This window comes from Paenibacillus sp. FSL M7-0656 (assembly GCF_038003225.1).
GTDB classification, from domain to species: Bacteria; Bacillota; Bacilli; order Paenibacillales; family Paenibacillaceae; genus Paenibacillus; species Paenibacillus amylolyticus.
In genome coordinates, this window is sequence record NZ_JBBOOT010000001.1 from 2771105 (window position 1) to 2790630 (window position 19526).

General features: G+C 45.5%; 16 protein-coding genes. 6 read left to right on the forward strand and 10 right to left on the reverse strand.

The window, feature by feature from the left end; genetic code table 11:
* The first annotated feature begins 290 nt into the window (after window positions 1-290).
* Together MHI01_RS12335 and MHI01_RS12340 are read left to right on the forward strand one after the other, a co-directional pair.
* Window positions 291-767 carry a hypothetical protein gene (locus tag MHI01_RS12335; protein ID WP_340983223.1) on the forward strand — a complete coding sequence of 159 codons (477 nt, stop codon included), beginning with the start codon at window positions 291-293 and terminating at the stop codon, window positions 765-767.
* Window positions 768-788: 21 nt separating this feature from the next.
* A complete protein-coding gene (locus tag MHI01_RS12340; protein ID WP_340983224.1) occupies window positions 789-1025 on the forward strand; it encodes a hypothetical protein in 237 nt (78 codons plus the stop codon).
* A 4-nt stretch (window positions 1026-1029) separates the two neighbouring features.
* Here the strand turns inward: MHI01_RS12340 and MHI01_RS12345 are convergent, their stop codons facing one another.
* From MHI01_RS12345 to MHI01_RS12380, 8 genes are all read right to left on the reverse strand, one after another.
* Complete coding sequence (locus tag MHI01_RS12345; protein WP_340983225.1) at window positions 1030-2880, reverse strand: DUF4127 family protein; 1851 nt, start codon at window positions 2878-2880, stop codon at window positions 1030-1032.
* A gap of 948 nt (window positions 2881-3828) precedes the next feature.
* The gene (locus MHI01_RS12350; RefSeq protein ID WP_425607804.1) at window positions 3829-4788 is read right to left on the reverse strand and encodes a hypothetical protein; all 960 of its coding nucleotides are present in this window, start codon (window positions 4786-4788) and stop codon (window positions 3829-3831) included.
* A gap of 293 nt (window positions 4789-5081) precedes the next feature.
* Entirely contained in the window at window positions 5082-5717 is a 636-nt protein-coding gene (locus MHI01_RS12355) for a VOC family protein (RefSeq protein ID WP_340983226.1), read from the reverse strand.
* Entirely contained in the window at window positions 5714-6172 is a 459-nt protein-coding gene (locus MHI01_RS12360) for a VOC family protein (RefSeq protein ID WP_340983227.1), read from the reverse strand. Before MHI01_RS12360 ends, MHI01_RS12355 begins: the two co-directional genes overlap by 4 nt.
* 47 nt (window positions 6173-6219) lie before the next feature.
* Window positions 6220-6795 carry an NADPH-dependent FMN reductase gene (locus MHI01_RS12365; protein ID WP_340983228.1) on the reverse strand — a complete coding sequence of 192 codons (576 nt, stop codon included), beginning with the start codon at window positions 6793-6795 and terminating at the stop codon, window positions 6220-6222.
* Between the two features lie 188 nt (window positions 6796-6983).
* Window positions 6984-7718, reverse strand: a complete 735-nt coding sequence (locus MHI01_RS12370; RefSeq protein WP_282319144.1) for a response regulator — start codon at window positions 7716-7718, stop codon at window positions 6984-6986.
* 18 nt (window positions 7719-7736) lie between these two features.
* Window positions 7737-9404, reverse strand: coding sequence for a GAF domain-containing sensor histidine kinase (locus tag MHI01_RS12375; RefSeq protein ID WP_340983229.1), 1668 nt, complete (start codon window positions 9402-9404; stop codon window positions 7737-7739).
* Between the two features lie 99 nt (window positions 9405-9503).
* The gene (locus MHI01_RS12380) at window positions 9504-9986 is read right to left on the reverse strand and encodes an ArpU family phage packaging/lysis transcriptional regulator (RefSeq protein WP_253506193.1); all 483 of its coding nucleotides are present in this window, start codon (window positions 9984-9986) and stop codon (window positions 9504-9506) included.
* An 837-nt stretch (window positions 9987-10823) separates the two neighbouring features.
* Between MHI01_RS12380 and MHI01_RS12385 the strand changes: the two genes are divergently transcribed.
* From MHI01_RS12385 to MHI01_RS12395, 3 genes are all read left to right on the forward strand, one after another.
* The gene (locus MHI01_RS12385; RefSeq protein WP_082219000.1) at window positions 10824-11267 is read left to right on the forward strand and encodes a helix-turn-helix domain-containing protein; all 444 of its coding nucleotides are present in this window, start codon (window positions 10824-10826) and stop codon (window positions 11265-11267) included.
* A gap of 42 nt (window positions 11268-11309) precedes the next feature.
* A complete protein-coding gene (locus MHI01_RS12390; RefSeq protein ID WP_017690190.1) occupies window positions 11310-11726 on the forward strand; it encodes an ImmA/IrrE family metallo-endopeptidase in 417 nt (138 codons plus the stop codon).
* A gap of 172 nt (window positions 11727-11898) precedes the next feature.
* Window positions 11899-13698 (forward strand): 5'-nucleotidase C-terminal domain-containing protein, encoded by a 1800-nt coding sequence (locus tag MHI01_RS12395; RefSeq protein ID WP_282319146.1) that lies wholly within the window; start codon window positions 11899-11901, stop codon window positions 13696-13698.
* A gap of 597 nt (window positions 13699-14295) precedes the next feature.
* Here the strand turns inward: MHI01_RS12395 and MHI01_RS12400 are convergent.
* Together MHI01_RS12400 and MHI01_RS12405 are read right to left on the reverse strand one after the other, a co-directional pair.
* Window positions 14296-16080 (reverse strand): proline--tRNA ligase, encoded by a 1785-nt coding sequence (locus MHI01_RS12400; protein ID WP_282322221.1) that lies wholly within the window; start codon window positions 16078-16080, stop codon window positions 14296-14298.
* Between the two features lie 370 nt (window positions 16081-16450).
* Window positions 16451-18397, reverse strand: coding sequence for an FAD-dependent oxidoreductase (locus MHI01_RS12405; RefSeq protein ID WP_315373371.1), 1947 nt, complete (start codon window positions 18395-18397; stop codon window positions 16451-16453).
* Window positions 18398-18832: 435 nt separating this feature from the next.
* Between MHI01_RS12405 and MHI01_RS12410 the strand changes: the two genes are divergently transcribed.
* Entirely contained in the window at window positions 18833-19504 is a 672-nt protein-coding gene (locus tag MHI01_RS12410) for a 3'-5' exonuclease (RefSeq protein WP_017690193.1), read from the forward strand.
* Window positions 19505-19526 lie beyond the last annotated feature (22 nt).

A 19526-nucleotide genomic window follows, 5' to 3' on the forward strand; every position in this document is an offset into this window, starting at 1 on the left:
ACGGGACTACATTCACCGCATCAAAAAGACCGGCCACCTGGCCGGTCTGTACATTAGCGTATGTGCTTTCGGTGCGTCCCTTGTTATTGATCCGATAATACAATCTTACACCCTTTCATTCCTAGCGCGGATGGTGTTCCGTACGACTTCGGTGCGATTAAGGGAGACGTTCGGGTGGAAAAAAGACGATTCTAGATTGTGATTTTTTTCTCATTTATCTAGACAAATAAAATGTAAAAATATACTATTTAATAAAGTGATAGCGTTATATCATGATTGGAGGCGAAGTAATGAAAAAATCGGATTTAATTTATATATGGGTGTTGATCTCTAGCTACTGTGCAGGAATAGTTACCTACACTTTAAGCATGTTTCTTCTGTATAATGAAGAAGTTAGTGATTGGGGACAACTAATTACTTGGACTGCACAGACTTTTTTCACAGTAAACTTGTTATTATTTATTTTGTCCATTTTCTTTTTGAAATTGATTAACAAGTATTTTTTTTGGACACAAACCATTTTATTTGCAATTGTAGCAATTATTCCGGTTTATATTATTCCATTCCTTTCTGGTTTTTTTAATTTCGCTAATATCAGTTTCCCTTTTACTCAAGAAGGATTTTTATTTTATTTATTCTTTTTAATTGCAGCTCTTGTTTCATCATATGGAATATGGGTGGCGCAAAAGCGCTTAAATCCTAAATCATTTCTATTAGTATCCTTTGTTATATTAATTTTTTTAATAATTACCATCATTTTAAATTAAACGATAGAAAGCGAGCTACCATTGACCTGGAAGCTCGCTTTCTTTTATTTGGAACAGAAAGGTTATTCACCAGAACAGCTTATTGAAGTACAAGGTACCTACTCTTCAAAAAGCTCTGAAGCACCTTACGGTGCCTCAGTAACATTCGCGGATGAACTCGAAGCGAAGTACCAATATATCATTTTTAACAACGGAGAGATTAAGCAGTACAGTCATACCAGTGATTACCCTAAACATGAGGAACCCATGGTGAGATAACAGTTTAGTTCAGCGTAACCTGCGGGTTCAACGTAATCTCAAATGCACGGCCCCAGATGAAATCAGGATTCCCATATTCCAGCAGCGCACTGCCATACGTCGCATAGGACAATTCGTCATTACAGATCTGCTTAATCGCCACATTGCCTGTCTGGAAGGCTGTTTTATTCGCAAGCGCGGTGGTATAAGTCTGCATCAAATCACGGAGCAATGTTTGCAAATGGGCATAGTCTTCCTCTGAGTTGAACAGCAACATATTTTGATCCGAAAGTGTAGCCACATTGGTATACAGCGCATGGGCTCGGGAATACGTGCGGATGTCCGCAATCGCTACCGCTTTGTAGTAGTAATCCTTCAGAAAACGCTTAAACAACAGCGATCCATGCGCATTCATAGCATCTCGCAACTTATGCTCATGCTTCTCTGTTGTAATCAACGCGTACCTCGACTGCCCCATACCTACAGCAATACCGATCTTGTTACCTGGTGTATTCCATGCACTATAACCCAGAACCCGTCCGGTATATGGACTGTTGAGCAATGCTTCGGCAACATCAACATTGGCTGGTCCTTTACCCACAAAATCAATCAACACCGAAGGCAGACCTTGCTCACTATTCAGCGTCAATTGCTCCAACGCAGCCTGCACCTGATCCAGAGCCGTAATGGCGATAATCTCAATGTCGATGCCCGTGTTCTCCCCGGAATTACCTGGGTGACCCTTCGTCATACGATCCAGTTCGGAGGTCATGTCAAACGGGACAACTTGATCGGCTGCTACAGCCACTAGCTGTTCATTTTCCAAGCCAGCACCCACATCCGTCACCACCTCCGGTTCAGGATATGCCGAATCCGCTACAAGCACACCACCTACAATATCCACATGACGAACCACATTCTCGTGTACATCCATGTATTCATACGTGTTAATGATGGTATTGCCGTGAGGACCAAAATATTTCACTGCGTAACGTGTCCTCGCCCCGCCTCGGAACAACTGGTTAGCCATGCGAGCAACCAAAGCGTGCCCCAGACCATCCGCATCCGGCAAGACGATAGCTCGATCCGGATTTTGCCCATTGGTTCCACCCAGCCATTCATTGATCCGCGCTTCTACATATTTGATTTCATTGATCTGAACACCCTGCGTGTTAGCATCGTCGACTCCAACTGCAAGGAAATCGATATAACCTGTGCGAGCCAATTGATCCAGAATGTACAGATTTGTTTTGAATTTATGCTGTCTTGTATTGTAATACTGTTCTTTATCAAAATAGGTCGTTGTCCCATATTCCACTCCATCCGGGGACAGGTTATAACCTTCGATAATATCCTCAAACTCAGTGTATGTCTGACGTGGCTGCTGCATCAATGCACGGGACTCATTATATGCATCAAGCGCCAAGCCATCTGCAAACGAGGTCGTAGCCAAACGCATGATGGTGTCCATTACAAATACGGGTTTGCGTGGGTATTTCTGCTTGATCACGCGGATCACATCCAGGAAACGAGTGGTTTCCTCATCGTACTCAGGATAGGTGCCTCCTCCATCTTCGCGGAGCTGACGACTGCCGATCAGACCGCCATAGGCGAGCATATCGGATGAAATAATAAATCCGTCGACCTTGGCAGCATGTTTCAGAATAAAGTCGTGAATCTTGGACGGTTTGCCATAAACCGGCGTGGAGGTGCCGAGCAGCGTTGTGCCATCTACGGTTTTCTCCGAGTCCAGACGATTCTTAATATCACTCAGGTTCGGTGTAACGATATGGATACCGGCTGCTTTCCCTTGCACAATCACATCATCCAGATTCGCTGGACGATCATCCAGTGGAACATACAATACTGTTTTCATATCACGTAGCCTCCTGTTATCTGTTTAGTCTTTAATACCCGATCAGGGCAAGGATGCAATCACCGAATTAAAAAACCGGCCCCCTAGCCGGCTGTACGTTAGCGTATGAGCTGTCGGTGTGTCTTCCTTGCTGCTGATCCGATAATACCATTTTACCGCCTTTTCTCACTCGCGCTGATGGTAAACGGGATGAATTACGCCTGAATGTAGTCGTGTCCGGGGCGGACAATTGTCGGTTTTAATCTGGATAAAACTAATGTGTGCATTTCAATTCAAACAAGCTATACGATGATGGATTTTAGAATAATGGGTGCCCGTGTCCAAAAAGCTTGAAGTCCCAGCCCGCTAATTCCGGCGAATGGATAGATGATTTTCTAAAGAACACAGGACGTCTTATTTGGCATTCAGGTCCTCTTTTTAAATGATAAGGAACATCAGACACGTTATTTCCTAAATGCCCTGACAAAACCGCCGAAAACAGCTGTTTATTCTAATATAGCGTGTCTCAGGTTCCTCAGATTTCTGTAGACGCTTCAAATCCTTGAATAAGACACCTCCGATTCGTTAGCTCTCACGCCTCTAGGCTTTGCTCCAACCGCAAACCGGAGGGAAGACCTCGAATCCGTCTGGAGCAGAGCTCTGCATGAGAAGGGAGACAATCCGCCTTTTACGATATTACGAGCGTTTATCGCACATGAAGGACATGGGCTCGTAAATGAAGGGTGCATTCTCGGACATGAAAAGCTTAGTCTCGCAGATTCAGAATACAGTGAGCTTGCCAACTCCGGACACATTCGGATCCGCTTCGGCTTTCAGTAGCTTGGAATATTAACGCTAGAACACCAAAAAGCACCTGCCAGCTTTGGCAAGTGCTCTTCATTTTGATTCTATATCGTTGGTTCCATATCCTTCGTTCTATATCGTTTGTTCCATATTGTTGGCTCTATCTCACGCGATGATATAACGAAAATTCTCCCATGTTTCCGGTATAGGTTCCCCGTTCTTCGCATGATGATAGAAACTGAACGGGAATTTAAATACATGACCTCCGTTCCAGTCACGGGAACGTCTGTCGGTGAGCCAATATTCCAGTTCATGAGGGAGCGCCACTGATCGTTCTGCCCGTTCCAGTGGCAGCAGGTCTACGGGTGATTGCAATGTTGGCATCTCCTGTTCAATATCCACATCTCGGCTTAAGCGTAGTGCCTTCACCATGGTAAGGAAAGGCGGAATGCCTTTGTGGAATAATGCCGGATAACCCAATTCATATAATATGTTAAGCGCATGTCCATAGGTGAGCATATGACCGATCAGATCATGATGCGCTTCCGCGTGATAGATAGTCTGAAACGCCCCAAGCTCATCCAGAATCAGGCGTGACAACTGAACTGGATCTTCGATCTCGGGGAAACCATCGCTTTTTTCCGGCTTGAGACTGCGAATTTCTTTCATCGTTGTGTTCATCCAGGATCTTCCCGGGATGGTTCGATCGAATGAATCGATCAGTTCAACCAGCCGACCAATATCCTCCGCAGTGCCCCATCCATCCAGTTCGCGAATGGCTTTCAGACTGATTGCCCCGTAGATGGCCTGGTGTCCAACCCAGTGCAACTCTCCAATCGTTCGATCCAATGCGTCCGTAATACACGCCTCGGCATCTTCCCTGGGCATCATCTCACCAATCGGAGAGGTCTGACCAGGGCTGATTCCATGCTGGCGAAGCATGGCTTTTGCTTCGGCGGTAACACTGCCGGCGGCAAGGGCAGTGAGACGATTTTCCCGCAACCAAAAATATGCCGCAATCGCACCCGCCCCATAATGGGCGTGCCACAGATCTCCTGTACGTTCCCGACTGGAAACGATAATCGCTAGTCCATCTTCCAACAAACGTCGATCCAAGCTTGCCACCACCCTTCATCATCTGTAAGCCTGACAGAACAACCTTCCAATCACTGTTATCCCCAGATTTTTTTTCGATCCCCTTTCCTAAGGGAAAATCCGGTGATAAATGTGAGATTATGCTTATGAAGTAGCTTTCTTTCAGAAAGCTTTCAGCTTCGCTTTTTCAGGTTTTTTCTGTCCTCTCCGTTATCGTGTAAATTTAGTTCAACTTATATATCCTAATTAATAAATAAAGCGTTTACTTCTATAACATGATGGAAATGCTCCACATATGCCTGTTTTGCCCCGGAATACAATCTTTAGCCAATTCGAAGCTTGCCCACGCCACGGATGGATACTTCCAGCGGATAGATCTGTGCTTTTTGCTTGGAGAAAAACCACGTCCGATCCTTCCTCACCACAATAAATAAACCATGTACATCTCCTACAGGAGCAAAGGTATCACTAACCTCACCCCATCGCGTGAGTCCAATCTGCTGAAGCTCATTCACCGTAGACAGAACATCCTCCGTCACCAGTCCAACTTCACACACCTGTAATATATCTTGAGTCGAGAAGTCATGGTCACTCTCGTTCTGAATACGATGATGAGCAATCAGCTCAATAATATTGCCTGCTGGATCTTCGAAATAGAGAGAATGAGAGTTCCAATTAGTAGAGTACGTCTCATCCCGATCTCCTTCTCTGCTTAAAACAACACGTGATGCAGCCCACTGCTTCGCTTCCTTGAACCGATTCGTCGGAATCGACCAGGCCACATGATAAAAGGGCTCACGATCTGTTTCACACGGTTTGAAAATCATCTTTGTCCTTCCAACCTGCAGGTTGAAGGCCTGATCCGTCGCATTGGACACCTCCATTCCCAACGTATCACGATAAAAATGCTTGAGGTCCTCCATCCGTGTTGTATATAACTGTAATTCTTCAATCATCATACGGTCTTCTCCTGCATCTCCTCCCACTGACTCCACGGCACCATGCCGAGTTCAGGCTTCGCTTCATCCGGGAGCATGGCGATGAATTCAAGCAAATGACCATCTGGATCGTTAAAATATACAGATACCGCAGGCATCCAGCCGAAGACGTACAGTTCACCGATATCATCATTCAGGAAGTTCTGTGTCTTGATCCCTTTGTTCTCCAAGTGAGCCACCGCGTGTTTCATATCCTCCAGAGATACATGAAAAGCAAAGTGCTGACGGTTCACCTCGGAAGATTCCTTTTGCCACAATCCCAGCATGGCATTGCCTTTTCCACCAATCCAGTAGAAGGAGTTCCCACGTTCTTTCTGCCCGTAGGCATGAGGTAAACCCAGGACCGTTTCATAGAAATGATGGGATCTCTCCAGATCCGTCACGTTTAGATGTGTTTCAAATATGCCTTTAATCATAATGCTCATCCTCTTTTCCTTTTCCGATTTTTCATCTTCCTTGGTTCTCAACTCATGGTAGAATTCCGCGCATTCGTTAACGTCTGTGCCAGATTTAAAAACGATCCAATAACCCGCTGCACCCGGTCCTCTATATCCTGACTGCCTTCGTACTCTTCATATCCGTCAAATGTCGCTTCGAATTGTCTGCGCTGCGCACCACCAATGGATATCCACTCCTGGGCATTGATGCCATGCAGATTGCGAACAATCGCTTGCAGTTGTAAAAGCGAACTTACCCCCACCGCTCCGCCAGAGGAGCTGATGGACAGGACGGTCTTGCCGCTGAAATGAGCCTGACTCAGGTGATCCAGTGCATTTTTGAGCACACCGCTAATACTGCCGTGATACTCTGGTGTAGACAGGATGATCGCATCAGCCGCGAGCATACGTGTATTCAGGTCTGCCAGATGTTCATGATCCGCTTGTTTTTCATCTGGTGCGTAGAATGGGAGTGGTGTCTGATACAGATCAAACAGGCTGGCCTGATGTCCCTGACCGCGAATAATCTCCACAGCATACTCTCCCAGACGTGTACTGGTTGCATTGTTCCGATTGCTTCCTGCCAAAATAACAATATTCATTCATGTCACTCTCCTTGGTTTTTTAATAATTCAAACTCTCATGTTTCAACCGATCTGTTATTTCTACTCTTATCTTACCTTTCTTTTGCATCCAAATCGTCAGCAGATAGACTTAACTTGAAATACCAAAAAACTCAACCTTTAGGTTGAGTTTATACGACTTAAGTATGAACATATGTCGGAATTGGTCACACGACCCAGCCATTTCTTACGGCATGAAGAGCCGCTTGCGTCCGATCTGCCAGTCCCAGTTTGTCGAGCAGATGACTGACATGGGTTTTGACCGTTTTTTCGGTGATGACCAATTGAACTGCAATTTCCTTGTTGCTCAATCCTTGAGCAATCAGCCCCAAGACTTCTTGTTCACGGCGAGTGAGCATATCCAGTCCGCCAAGAGACGCTTCAGTTGATTTCCCCTTCTGCTTTGGCTCCTGATGTTGATTGTCTGCTGACCGATCTGTCAGTATATGCTGTGGTTGCTGTTCATTTATGGACCAATCGGATGAAGCCATCACATGCATCAATTGACCTGCTGCGTCAGGATGCAATTCCACCTGACCTGCATGCACATTGCGAATGGCTACAGCCAGATCCTCCGGTTCAATATCCTTGAGTAGATATCCTTTAACTCCTGCGCGAACAGCAGGAACGACATGATCCTGATCCGAAAACGAGGTGAGCACAATGATTCGCGTTGCTGGCAATAACGTGCGCAGCCTTCTGGCTGTTTCGATTCCGTCCATGACCGGCATATGCAGATCCATTAATACCACGTCAGGTTTTAACGCTTCCGCCTGAGCCAGTGCTTCCTGTCCGTTCGATGCTTCGCCCACAACCTTCATGTCTTGCTGTGTCGTCAAAAAAACGTGCAACCCCCGTCTCACCATCGCATGATCATCTGCGAGCAAAATCGTAATCGGCATCTCTTCTTCCCCCTGACTTTATACAGATTCGAACGGAAGTGGAATGACTGCCGTTACTGTCGTTCCCTTACGGGAAGAACTCACTATTTCTAAGTTGCCTCCGAGCGATTGAGCCCGTTCCTTCATAATGGACAGGCCAAGGGAGCTTCCAGACGACGCTTTTGGCCTGTTCGCACCACCTTTTCCCTGATCTGTGACAGTGAGCACCACTTCATGATTACTTAACTTGAGGGTGACCTCAGCAGAAGGAACATCCGCGTGTTTCCGTACATTATTCAGCGCTTCCTGTCCGATTCGCCACAATGCTTCTTCTATATTACGTGGTAAAGACCGCATTCCCGTCCGATTCGTCACCACTTGAAGACCCTGGCTGGTGCCGTATTCCTGTAGTGCATGGAGCAGCCCTGCTTCCAGTCCCGCGGGACGGAGCTGCATAATCAATGCGCGCATTTCCTTGAGAGCCTCCTGAGACAAAGCCCGAATATCCTTCAACGCTTCCGTTGCCGGGAGCAACTGCTCGGAGCCGGATAACATACTTTCCGCACCTTTAGCCGTTAACGATAGTGAAAATAAAATCTGATTAACCGAATCATGCAGATCGCGAGCCAACCGGTTTCTCTCTTCCATTCGTGCAAGTTCGCGGCGATTCTCCGCCAGCTTCAGACTCTCCCATGAGGCCGCAATATGTTCGGCCAATGCCTCCAGCACTTCACGGTCCGCCTGTGCAGGACCTGATGTTCCTATTCCGATCACCAGAATTCCCGTTTCTCCCGGCGTATGGTACGGAAGTGGAGCAGCAATTCCCGAGGCAATGGAATTCGTAGTCTGGTCAGGCTTGCACAGGGTAAATATTTCAGCGATCTCTGTCCCAGACAGAGATGTTACACGATGACTATTGATTACATGGTTAATGTGGCTCGTCACTTCGGAAGATAACGGAGTACCTGATAACGTTCGAACCGTATCATTTGCATAGGCTGCCTGCAAAACGAACATTCCGCTTTTCTGCTGAATGATTGTAGCAAAAGGCCAATCATAATGCTGCCCAAGCAGCTGTACAACTTTTAAACAAAAAGCATCAGAATTGGTGCATTCGTTCACTGCAAGACCCAAGGCCGTGCTGAACTCCCCCAGCTTGGCATACAGATCAGCTCGTCGCTGCTCCGTGCGATACAATCTCATCCGCTCTACCGCACTACCAATCTGGTATGCCACGCCCTGTAACAGCGCCAGTTCACTGTCGCTGAAATGTTCCTTGGCTGGCGCAGCCACGTTGAGCAGGCCGAGCATCTTCTCACCTGACCTTAACGGGACGGTTGCATGGTGGGTAATATCATGGGTATCTCCCCATTGGAATTCCACCGCATCCTCCAGCCGTTTACAGTTAATGATGTTGACCGCATGATTGAGTTGACCGTCCTTAAAGCGGTTCACACACCAGCAGGTACCCGTTCGCATGGGCTCTTTATCTTCACGCAGTAATGCCGGGGGCAGATTGTAATCCGAAACACAGGTATAGTCTCCACGTTCATTAATCAGAAACATCCAGCCTGCCGTTAATCCGGTCAACTCCAGTAATTTGCCGACCACGGTATCCAGCATTAAGTTCAGATCATTGGACGTATTGAGCGTTTCCGCGATTATCTTCAACGTGACCATTTCCTGCATTCCGACTTCTTCCGACATCGCAGAATTCTCTCCTTTGGCTGTACCAACTGTGGTTTGTTCAACTATTGTAACCAATCCACCTTGGATATTAAAGGATCAACTTCTTCAATCGCTCACTCAGCCCAGCTTCTGTCGCTCTTTGCGGGACACAGACAAAGGCTCCATATTAATCAGACCTCGATCTGACAGAGCCAGTGCCATTTTATAGAAAGCACGTGTACGAATCTTCGTATACGTATCCTTGCTGACAGGCGGATCAAACACATGGTTATACACTTTATAGTCAAACACATCATCGTCTTTCAGATATCGTTCACAGACGAGTACACGTTCCTTTTCACTCAGCCGGGATACAACAAAATCAATCGTATCGCAATATGCCTGACGCGCGCGCTGCAAGTCCACATTGTAGATTGCCGTTCTCGCCGTGGAATCCCCCGTCACATTGGTTGCACCGTGGAAACGCTCGGCGTAACTTGCCGTCACCATGACCTCTCGTTCTTCAAATGCAATGGTTTTATAGATTCGGTATTTTTCCAGCGCAGCTTCAACAGCTGTTTGCGTTTTGCGTCGGTCCAATTCGGGCAGCATCAATTCCATATTTATCTTCCTCCTTTAGTATTCTTTATAAAATAAATTTCTAATAGTTTCGCATGATCACTCTGATGACAGACAACCTAGTTAAACATGCAACCACTTCATCTTTAGCACTTTCATTTCTCAACTCATATCACTCATTCAATTTTTCACATGAAATTGTTTTGCAATCGTGAACGATGGCAAAACGCTCTTATCCATAGAGTTGTCCAGTTCCCTAAAAAAGTAACGACATTTTTTCAATTTTCCCCTGTTGCCTTTTGGAATCACTCCAAACCGCAATAATTCAGGGAATTCCGCTTTCCAGAAGGTGATTACAAAACACACGCTCTGCCTCAACTTTACATTTTGTTCGTATAGTGTTCGTATTTCTATTTGAGGATACCACTTTCTGGAGATCGGAGTAAACCTTCATTTTGGTTCGTTTTGACGATAAAATAAAACCTTCGCTCTCATTTCCTATGCCTTTTGGCATAATTGTTTCATATCTCTTTACCTAATGGTATATATACGATATAGTACTGTTTAATTAATGAACTTCCGTACAAGTCATTTGATTTTTAATATTAAGAAGCTCCCCTTCTCCTTAATGCCGCTAAGGTATATATCAAGCGCATACGTAGTGAAGGAGACGGAATCGATTCTGAAGAAGCAAAGCGTTCGCCTTTATCAACGGATTTCACCCTTTAGGAAAGGGAAACAGGAAATCCGGGGATAACAGCGATCAAAAGAACGATCCGAATCCGGAACGGCGCACCCGCAGAGGTTTAGGAGTTGTCGCATTCATCTTTCTTCTTAATATTAATTCAAGCACTTGTACGAATCGAAGGAGTTGGCATAATTGTGGAGCACGCTTTTGGTCCTTATATGAAACAACTGCGCGAGCAACAGGGATACAGCATCAATCAGCTCGCCGAAGCAGCCGGAATAAGCAACTCACAGATTTCACGTATTGAGAATGGGGTCCGGGGTGTGCCGAAACCAGCGACCATCCGCAAGATTTCAGATGCACTCTCGGTGCCCTATACAGAGATGATGAAGCAGGCCGGTTATATTGAACCAGGGAGTGCTGCTGAACTTCAGGACGTACCGGAATGGGCTACATACAAAGACCGTCGTGATTTCAAAAAGATGCTGGAGGACGATGATGATCTGATGTTTGACGGTATTCCACTCGATGAAGAGGACAAGAAACGAATCAAGGATGTGCTGACAGGTCTGTTCTGGGAAGCGAAACAGATGAACAAACGCAAAAAGACAGACGAATCGGACAATCGCCCATGAGGCATGACCCACTGAATTTAATGAGGCAGCAGGTGAGATCATATGGATGACATCGTAACAAAGCTGATTCGAAAACACCGGACCAACTGCCCGTTCAGCATTGCCCGCGCGGTTGGAATACAGATTCGTTTCACCAATTTGGGGAAGTCCACCAAGGGACTGTACTTTCGCAAGCTCCGGCGCAGGTTTATCGTCATACACAATGATTTGCCGCCGGAGTGGCAACGGTTCGTGTGCGCCCATGAGCTTGGACACGACCGACTTCATAAAGGTATTAATCGATTCTTTCTGGAGGAACATTCCTATTTTGCTCCAGGCAAGCTGGAAAGACAGGCTAACCGTTTTGCCATTCAATTGCTGACCTCCGGAGTGATGCCTGAACCGGATGAATCTTTGGAGAAATTTTGTTTGCGTACCGGACTGCCACGTGAAGCGCAGCATTTTTTTTACACTCTTTAAGAACATATGTTCTTTCCGAAGATTATATTTTCCAACAGCAGATTTACATGTCACTTTCAGGTTACTTATTTTTACGTAATTCGCGAGATTTCCTAATAATAGTCTGTTAAAATACTATTTGAGCTGTGTAAATGCTCAAGTAGATTATTATTTTGGGAGGTTTCGGAATCATATGAAAATCTGGAAGAATTACGTTTCACTTCTGCTAACGGTCTGTTTGCTGTTTGGCAGTGTAGGTATTGCCGCAGCTGCAACGGATACCACTCCGGGCACAGGTAAACACATTACCATTCTACATACGAATGATACGCATGCCCGTGCAGTTGAATCTTCACCTGCTATGGGTTTTGCCAAAGTAGCTGGAATCGCTGACAAATATCGTAGCGAAAACCCGAACACACTCTTGCTCGATGCTGGAGATGCTGTGCATGGTACAACATTTGCCACTCTTGTGAATGGTGAGAGCATCGTGAAAGTCATGAATGAAATGGGGTACCAAGCCATCGTACCGGGTAACCACGAATTCAACTATGGTTCAGATCGTCTGATCGAACTGGCAGACATGATGAACTTTCCCATGCTGAGTGCCAATGTGAAGAAAAAAGACGGAACACGTCTCTTCGATCCTTATCTCATTAAAGAAGTAGATGGCGTGAAGATCGGTATCATCGCTTTGACTACACCGGAAACGTTATACAAAACGAATCCAAAAAACGTAGAAGGTCTTGATATTACAGATCCATCTGCGGAAGCTAAAGTTCTGGTAAACGAAATCCGCAGCAAAGTAGATGTTGTTGTTGTACTGGGACACCTTGGACAAGACGCGTCCAGCACCGATACTAGCTTTAAAGTTGTTAAAGAAGTCCCTGGCATCGACGTATTCATCGATGGTCACAGTCACACTGTACTGCAAGATGGCCTTGTATCCGATAACGGAACATTGATAGCAAGTGCAGGAGAATACACCAACTATGTAGGTGTCATCGATCTATGGGTAGACGGTGGTAAAGTAACAAAGAAACAAGCAACATTAATTGATGAAACGGAAGCAAAAGACATCAAACCAAATGAGAAAGTCGCGACTCTCGTGAACTCCATTCAAAAAGAACAAGAACCTATTTTGAAAGAAGAAGTAGCCAATACAGCTATTCTGCTGGATGGTAAACGTGAACAGGTACGTGCAGGTGAAACTAACCTGGGTGACCTGCTTGCAGATGCCATTCGTGATGTCAGCAAAGCCGATATTGCACTGACTAACGGTGGTGGTATCCGTGCTTCCATCGAAAAAGGGATCGTAACCAAAGGTGATATCATCACAGTGCTTCCTTTTGGTAATCAAGTAGTAACCCTTGAAGTGAAAGGGTCCGATATTCTGGCAGCCCTTGAAGTCGGTGTAGCTTCCTACCCTGAACCAAGCGGTGGATTCCCGCAAGTATCTGGTATCAAGTTCAAAATCGATACTTCCGCTGCAGAAGGTAGCCGTGTACATTCCGTAACCGTGGGCGATAAAGCCCTTGATCCGGAAGCAACGTATACACTGGCAACGAATGATTTCACAGCTGTTGGTGGTGACGAATATAACATGTTTGCCAAATATCCAACTACGGGTATGTATGGCGCGCTGGACGAAGCATTGATCAATTACATGCAGAAGCTTGGCGCTGTAGACATCAAAACAGATGGTCGGATCAGTGAAGCGGTAAAACCTGCAGTAGAGCCGGAAACTCCGGCAACAGAAACACCAGCTCCAACCAAGCCAAAACCAGAAACACCAAAACCGGAAAAACCGTCTAAACCAACGCCGAGCAAACCAGCTCCAGCCAAACTGCATGTTGTGAAATCCGGAGATTCCCTGTACTCTATCTCCAAACAATACGGCACAACTTGGCAGGCATTGCAAAAGCTGAACAATATCAAAAATCCACACTGGATTTATCCAGGTCAACAATTGAAATTGCCTGCAGCTTCTTAAGCTCAGCAAAGCAAAGTGCATATAGGCATGACCGCTTATAGTGCATCAGCATACCGATCTATCTTGTCATAACTAAAAGGGTGTCCCCAAAGCCAGATTACTGGTTAAGGGGACACCCTTTTGTATCTCCGTTCTTAAACATCAATCCATATCAGATACTTGAACATTTCCTGTGGACATATCCTGCTGATCCTGACAATCATCTGAGGCAAAAATAAATCCCAGCCTGGCCTTTACGGACCAACTTCATCATGTGCCTTCCACACCGAACTATATAAAAACTCTCCGGAATGACCGTGTTCATGCGGTTATTGTACTTTTATTTCGACATCTCTATCTTCTCAACATTGCATACTTGCACATAAATCCGCCTGGGTATGATCATCTTCAAATCCTTAATCATAAAATCATTTGTATACTAAATACAACTATCCAAATATAGTTATTTCGTATGATATCACTCATAAAATCCTACCAAATTTTATGCCTATAGCCCTCTTTTTCATGCTCACATTGAAATTTTAGCAATCAAAATCAGCTACCGCATCATATTCGGTACTATTATATGAACTCATATAATTAGCGATTCCCCTGAATTTAGGAAGTGAGCTGTTCCTTCACATAAAGCACAGCTTCCTGTGCAGTCAACCCGATTCGTTTCGATTCACCTGTTGCTGCAAGTGCGTGTGACCCCAGTTCGACCTGTCCTTCGGCTGCTCCTCGGCCAATAACGATCTGCACAGGCAATCCAATCAGCTCCGCATCCTTGAATTTCACACCTGGACGTTCATCCCGGTCATCAACCAATACCGTGTAACCGCCATCGATCAATTGTTGTTCCAGTTCGAGGGTGAGCTGACGCTGCTGCTCATCCTTCCAACTTACTGTAATCAGATGCACATCATAAGGCGCAACAGCGGCAGGCCATCTTATGCCTTCATCTCCTGCATACTGTTCAGCTATCGCAGCCATCAGGCGGGATACGCCAATGCCGTAACATCCCATGACTGGCGCACACTGGCGACCATTACGATCCAGGAATGAAGCACCCATGGCATCACTATATTTCGTTCCCAATTTGAATATGTGTCCAACCTCAATACCTTTGGTAAACACAAGTGGCGATCCACATGTTGGACAAGCATCCCCTTCCGCAGCAAAGCGGATTCGTTCTACTCGCTCCAATGCAAAATCAACCCCTGGGCGTACACCGGAAACATGCACATCCACTTCATTGGCTCCTGTAATTGCACTCTTCATCACTGCCACGTCAGCGTCCACCACCATCGGCAGATTTAGTCCAATCGGACCCAGGAATCCTACCTTCAGATTTGGATGTGCCGCAATGGCTGCATCGTCTGCAAGGATCAGTTCCTCTGCCCCCAACACCTGCTTCAATGCGATGTCATTCAATTCATGATCTCCACGCACAAGCGCAGCGACGAGCTGACCATCCGCCACATAAACCAGCGTTTTGATCATATTTTCAGCCCCTTCGCCCACAAAAGTGGTTAACTCTGCGATCGTACGAACGCCAGGTGTCGAGATACGTACTACGGTTTCCACTCCTGAATGTTGATCCGTTTGAAGCGCGGAGTCTGCATTCGCAGAATCAGCTGGAACTTCCAAGCTTCCTTCTTTTTTCTCCATATCTCCAGAAGTCTGATAATCCGCTTTCTCCAGATTTGCAGCATATCCACAATGTTTGCAGGTTACAATTGTGTCCTCACCCACATCAGCAAGAGCCATGAACTCATGTGTTTCTCCTTGACCGCCAATCGTTCCTGCGTCCGCCTCAACACGGATATAGTCCAGACCACAACGCTCCAGAATGCGACTATACGCCGTGTTCATAGCCTGATAAGTCCGATCAAGCTCTTCCCAGTCCGAAGCAAAAGAGTACGCATCCTTCATGATGAACTCACGACCACGCAGCAATCCAAATCGAGGACGGCGCTCATCCCGGAACTTGGTTCCGATCTGGTACAGGGTGAATGGCAACTTACGATACGAGCTCACCTCGTCCCGCGCTAAAGCGGTTACGACTTCCTCATGTGTTGGTCCAAGAGCAAATTCCCGTGCATGACGATCCTTCAGACGCATCAATTCGGGACCATACTGTGTGTATCTTCCGGATTCTTCCCACAACTCCGCAGGCTGCATAATCGGCAGTAACACTTCCTGACATCCAGCACGATCCATCTCTTCACGAACGATCTGTTCAACATTTAACAATATACGCCGTCCAAGGGGCAGGTAACTGTATATCCCTGCTGCCAGTTGGCGAATCATGCCGGAACGCAGTAACCAGCGATGTCCCGCTGCATCTGCCTCCGCTGGCGCTTCACGTAATGTTGGGACAAGCATTTCACTTTGACGCATCATAACACACTCCTAATCTTCTTTTTTTTGTTATCAAATACGGCGCATAAACAGCAAAAAGACACATCCGTCAAGGGACGAATGTGTCGTGGTACCACCCTTATTTAACTGCAAATTAATCCGTTCGCAACCTATGCGATCTGTAACGTGCAGTCCTACGGGGCATAACGGGCCCTGCCGGCGGAGGTTGCAACCCTGTATGGGCATTCTCTTCCGCAGCTCGCGAGGTAGGAATTTATGAAGCAGCTACAGGAACCTTGCACCACACTGTTCCCTCTCTGTTGAAGCTGGCTTGCACAATCATGTCCTCGTTATAACGCTGTTATCATTTTTGACCACATTAGTTCATTTACAAGTAATTGTCAACCAATTAGTCGAATACAACTCCAGAATAATACTCCACTACATCACGAATGAGCATAAACGCATCCCCATTTGTAAGATTGTTCTTGTCAGCAATGCCAGCAAGCGTGTCGGCACTTATAAAGTTTTGTGTTTGCAAATGAGCAAGTGCCTGTTCAAGTGAAGTTTCCGTTTCTGAAGATCCCATTGCCAGACATAACATATACGCAGCCTGATCCAACGTTAAAGGTAGGGTTACGGCATTCTCCATATTTGCTAGAGCTTGGTCAGCACTACCTGTGTAGGCTTCTGGAAACATCGCTTGCATTCTTTTCAATTTACTTAAAAATCGTTCTGGATTCATTCCTTTATCCAGTTCCCAACCATCGTTATTATAATTGCCTGAAGTCATATACATACTCGCTGCAGCCAGCAATCCCTTGTAATCCTTATGCTCCATATAATCAGGCTGTTCGAAACGATGTACTTTCAGATCCATCCCCTGATTCTCCAGCATCTTACGTAATTCAGATGCTCGCTCTTCGGAAGTTGAGAGTTCGCGGAAGGACTCCTTATGGATATATGCCAGCTTAACCGCCGCTCCTGCTGCTTCTCCCTCTGCCATTCCCAGTGGGACAACTCTTGCACTACCGTGTGGGATTGTATCAAAACTTGCTGCACGTCCAACGACGAGCAAACCATCAACCTTTAGCGGTACAAGCGAGCGAAAAGGTACACCATATTGAATCGGACTCAACATAATCGTGCCGGGATTTCCAACACTCGTGCTCTGAATATCAATATCGTATGAGCCGTATCCAATGGCATCCCAATGATCACGATTTTCCATGACATCAGCTAATGTTAATCGGTACTCGCCATAGATATGACGTGATTCTCTCACGTAAAGCTCGTCTGCTGTTCCAGCATATTTTAGCCCTGCAAATTCATCATAATTTTTCTTCAGAAAATCAACAATTAGTGGGGCTTCTTTACGCCCGATTTCCAGACCTTTTTTCACAGATATCGGATCTAACGGATCTACCCCAAAGATTTGCATCGTATTAATCAAGATTGTATCATCATTTTGTCTTCCGATATTCAGACTTCGAATCTTAATATGTTGTGGATTGGAGGATTCATATTTTCTAGCATCACCGTACCCCCAAGCACTCATCTTATCAACCCCGGTTCCCTCTCTTTCCCTAAACTTTTGCCATACCTCATCAGTAACACCGCTTAACTTGAATACAAGCGTAGAGACCATTTTGGATTTACCATCTCCAATATCTTGTCTACCTATGGAGTATGGAACTCCTGCAGCGGCTGCAATATCCGCATCTTGCGTTGCATCAATGATGGAGCGGGTTGAAATCTGAACAGTTGTTCCATCTTCTTTAGTTATGCTCATACCCGTTATTGTCGTGTGATCTCCCGTAGATTGTTCAGTAAGGGGGACTAATTCCTTAACATTCATCAACAGGTCAATATTAGGTTCAGAACGAACCATCCGATAGAAAATGTTAGCCGCTGTATTGGTATCAAATGAACTACCCTCGATCTGGTCGAACCATTCCTGGAAGATACCTTTGTTCAAAAAGTCAGGCTGCCGCAAACTACTCAATAACTGCGGTTGTTCAGGGGAATAATTTAGATCCAGCGTATTAAGACCTCCCTCGGTCAACAATCCTCCCAACATGTTGCGATCTCTTGCTTCCACCAGCAATACACGCATCCCATTACGAGCAGCTGATAAGGCAGCAGTAATACCTTCCGGATCCGTTCCGGCTACAATAACGTTATAGGAATCTTTCAGGTTTAGTGTAGATTGCACGTCCTCCAAAGGCTGCCATACATAATTATTATTAAATTTATAATTCTTGTTCCAAATATAGAATGCACCATATGCAGCGCTCATTAAAACAATAAACACACTGGCTATAATTGCTGTTATTTTCAATTTTCTACTAATCAAAGAAACAAACCTCCATATGTACTTTAAATTCAATAATACTAACTCGTGAAGTAGTTTTCCTATGTTATACCAACAACCGACTAACTTTTTCTCCTTTCCTACATGAGTATGCTATAAATAATAAAAAACTCCCCAACACTTCAAACCGTGTTAGGAAGTTCTGATAATAAGACGTAAAATTCTACTTTTATGTTGCCATAAATACAAACAAAACATAGGAAAGTCCCTAACTTTCCTCATTATAACGACCACTTTTGGCGAAGTAAAGACTTACCAAAACCGGAAATGCATTAGAAAGATCATTAAACACTCAGACTGTCCGTTCATCCTGACTACAATGAATTCTCTGGCGATGGCTGACATGGCAGCACGTTCCCTGTAATATAGAGAAATAGAAATCTATCACAGGTATTAATCGATAAAGGAGCTTGTCCTATGCCATATATCATATATGATCTTGAATTCACGGTAAGCCGCAATACTCGCTATTCTTCTGAAATTATTGATATCGGTGCCGTCAAAGTTACGGAAAGTGCGGATGGATTGGTCGTAACGGATACGTTCCATACGTATGTTCGTCCTTCCAATAAGTCTGTTCTTTCCACTGACACGATTCAGTTTACAGGTATCACACAGAAAGATATTGATGCAGCCCCTCTTTTTCCGGCAGCACTGAATCAATTCATCGCCTGGATGGGAAGTGACCCCTATTACATGTGTTCCTGGGGACCCGATGACCGCAGCAAACTGATCTCTCATTGTCGCACCCATCAACTTGATGTGGCCTGGATCACCAATCATAACGATCTCCAGCAACAATGGTCCCGCACCGTTCGTAAAGAAGGTAAGTTCCGTCAACTCGGACTCGCTCAGGCTCTTGAAATCTGCGGAATTGAATTTGATGGTACCCAGCATCGTGCCTTGGATGATGCCATCAATACAGCCAAGGTGTTTATGCATCAATTTGACCGTTTCACTCTGGAAAACAACTGTGCAGCCGATGATGAGGGCATTACATCCAAGGTTGTTTATTCCAGCTCCACAGAAGATGAAGAGAAAGAATCTCCATTTGGCAATCTGGCAAGCCTTTTCAAAACCAAAGAGTAACCGTCCACAGCACAGTACTTAA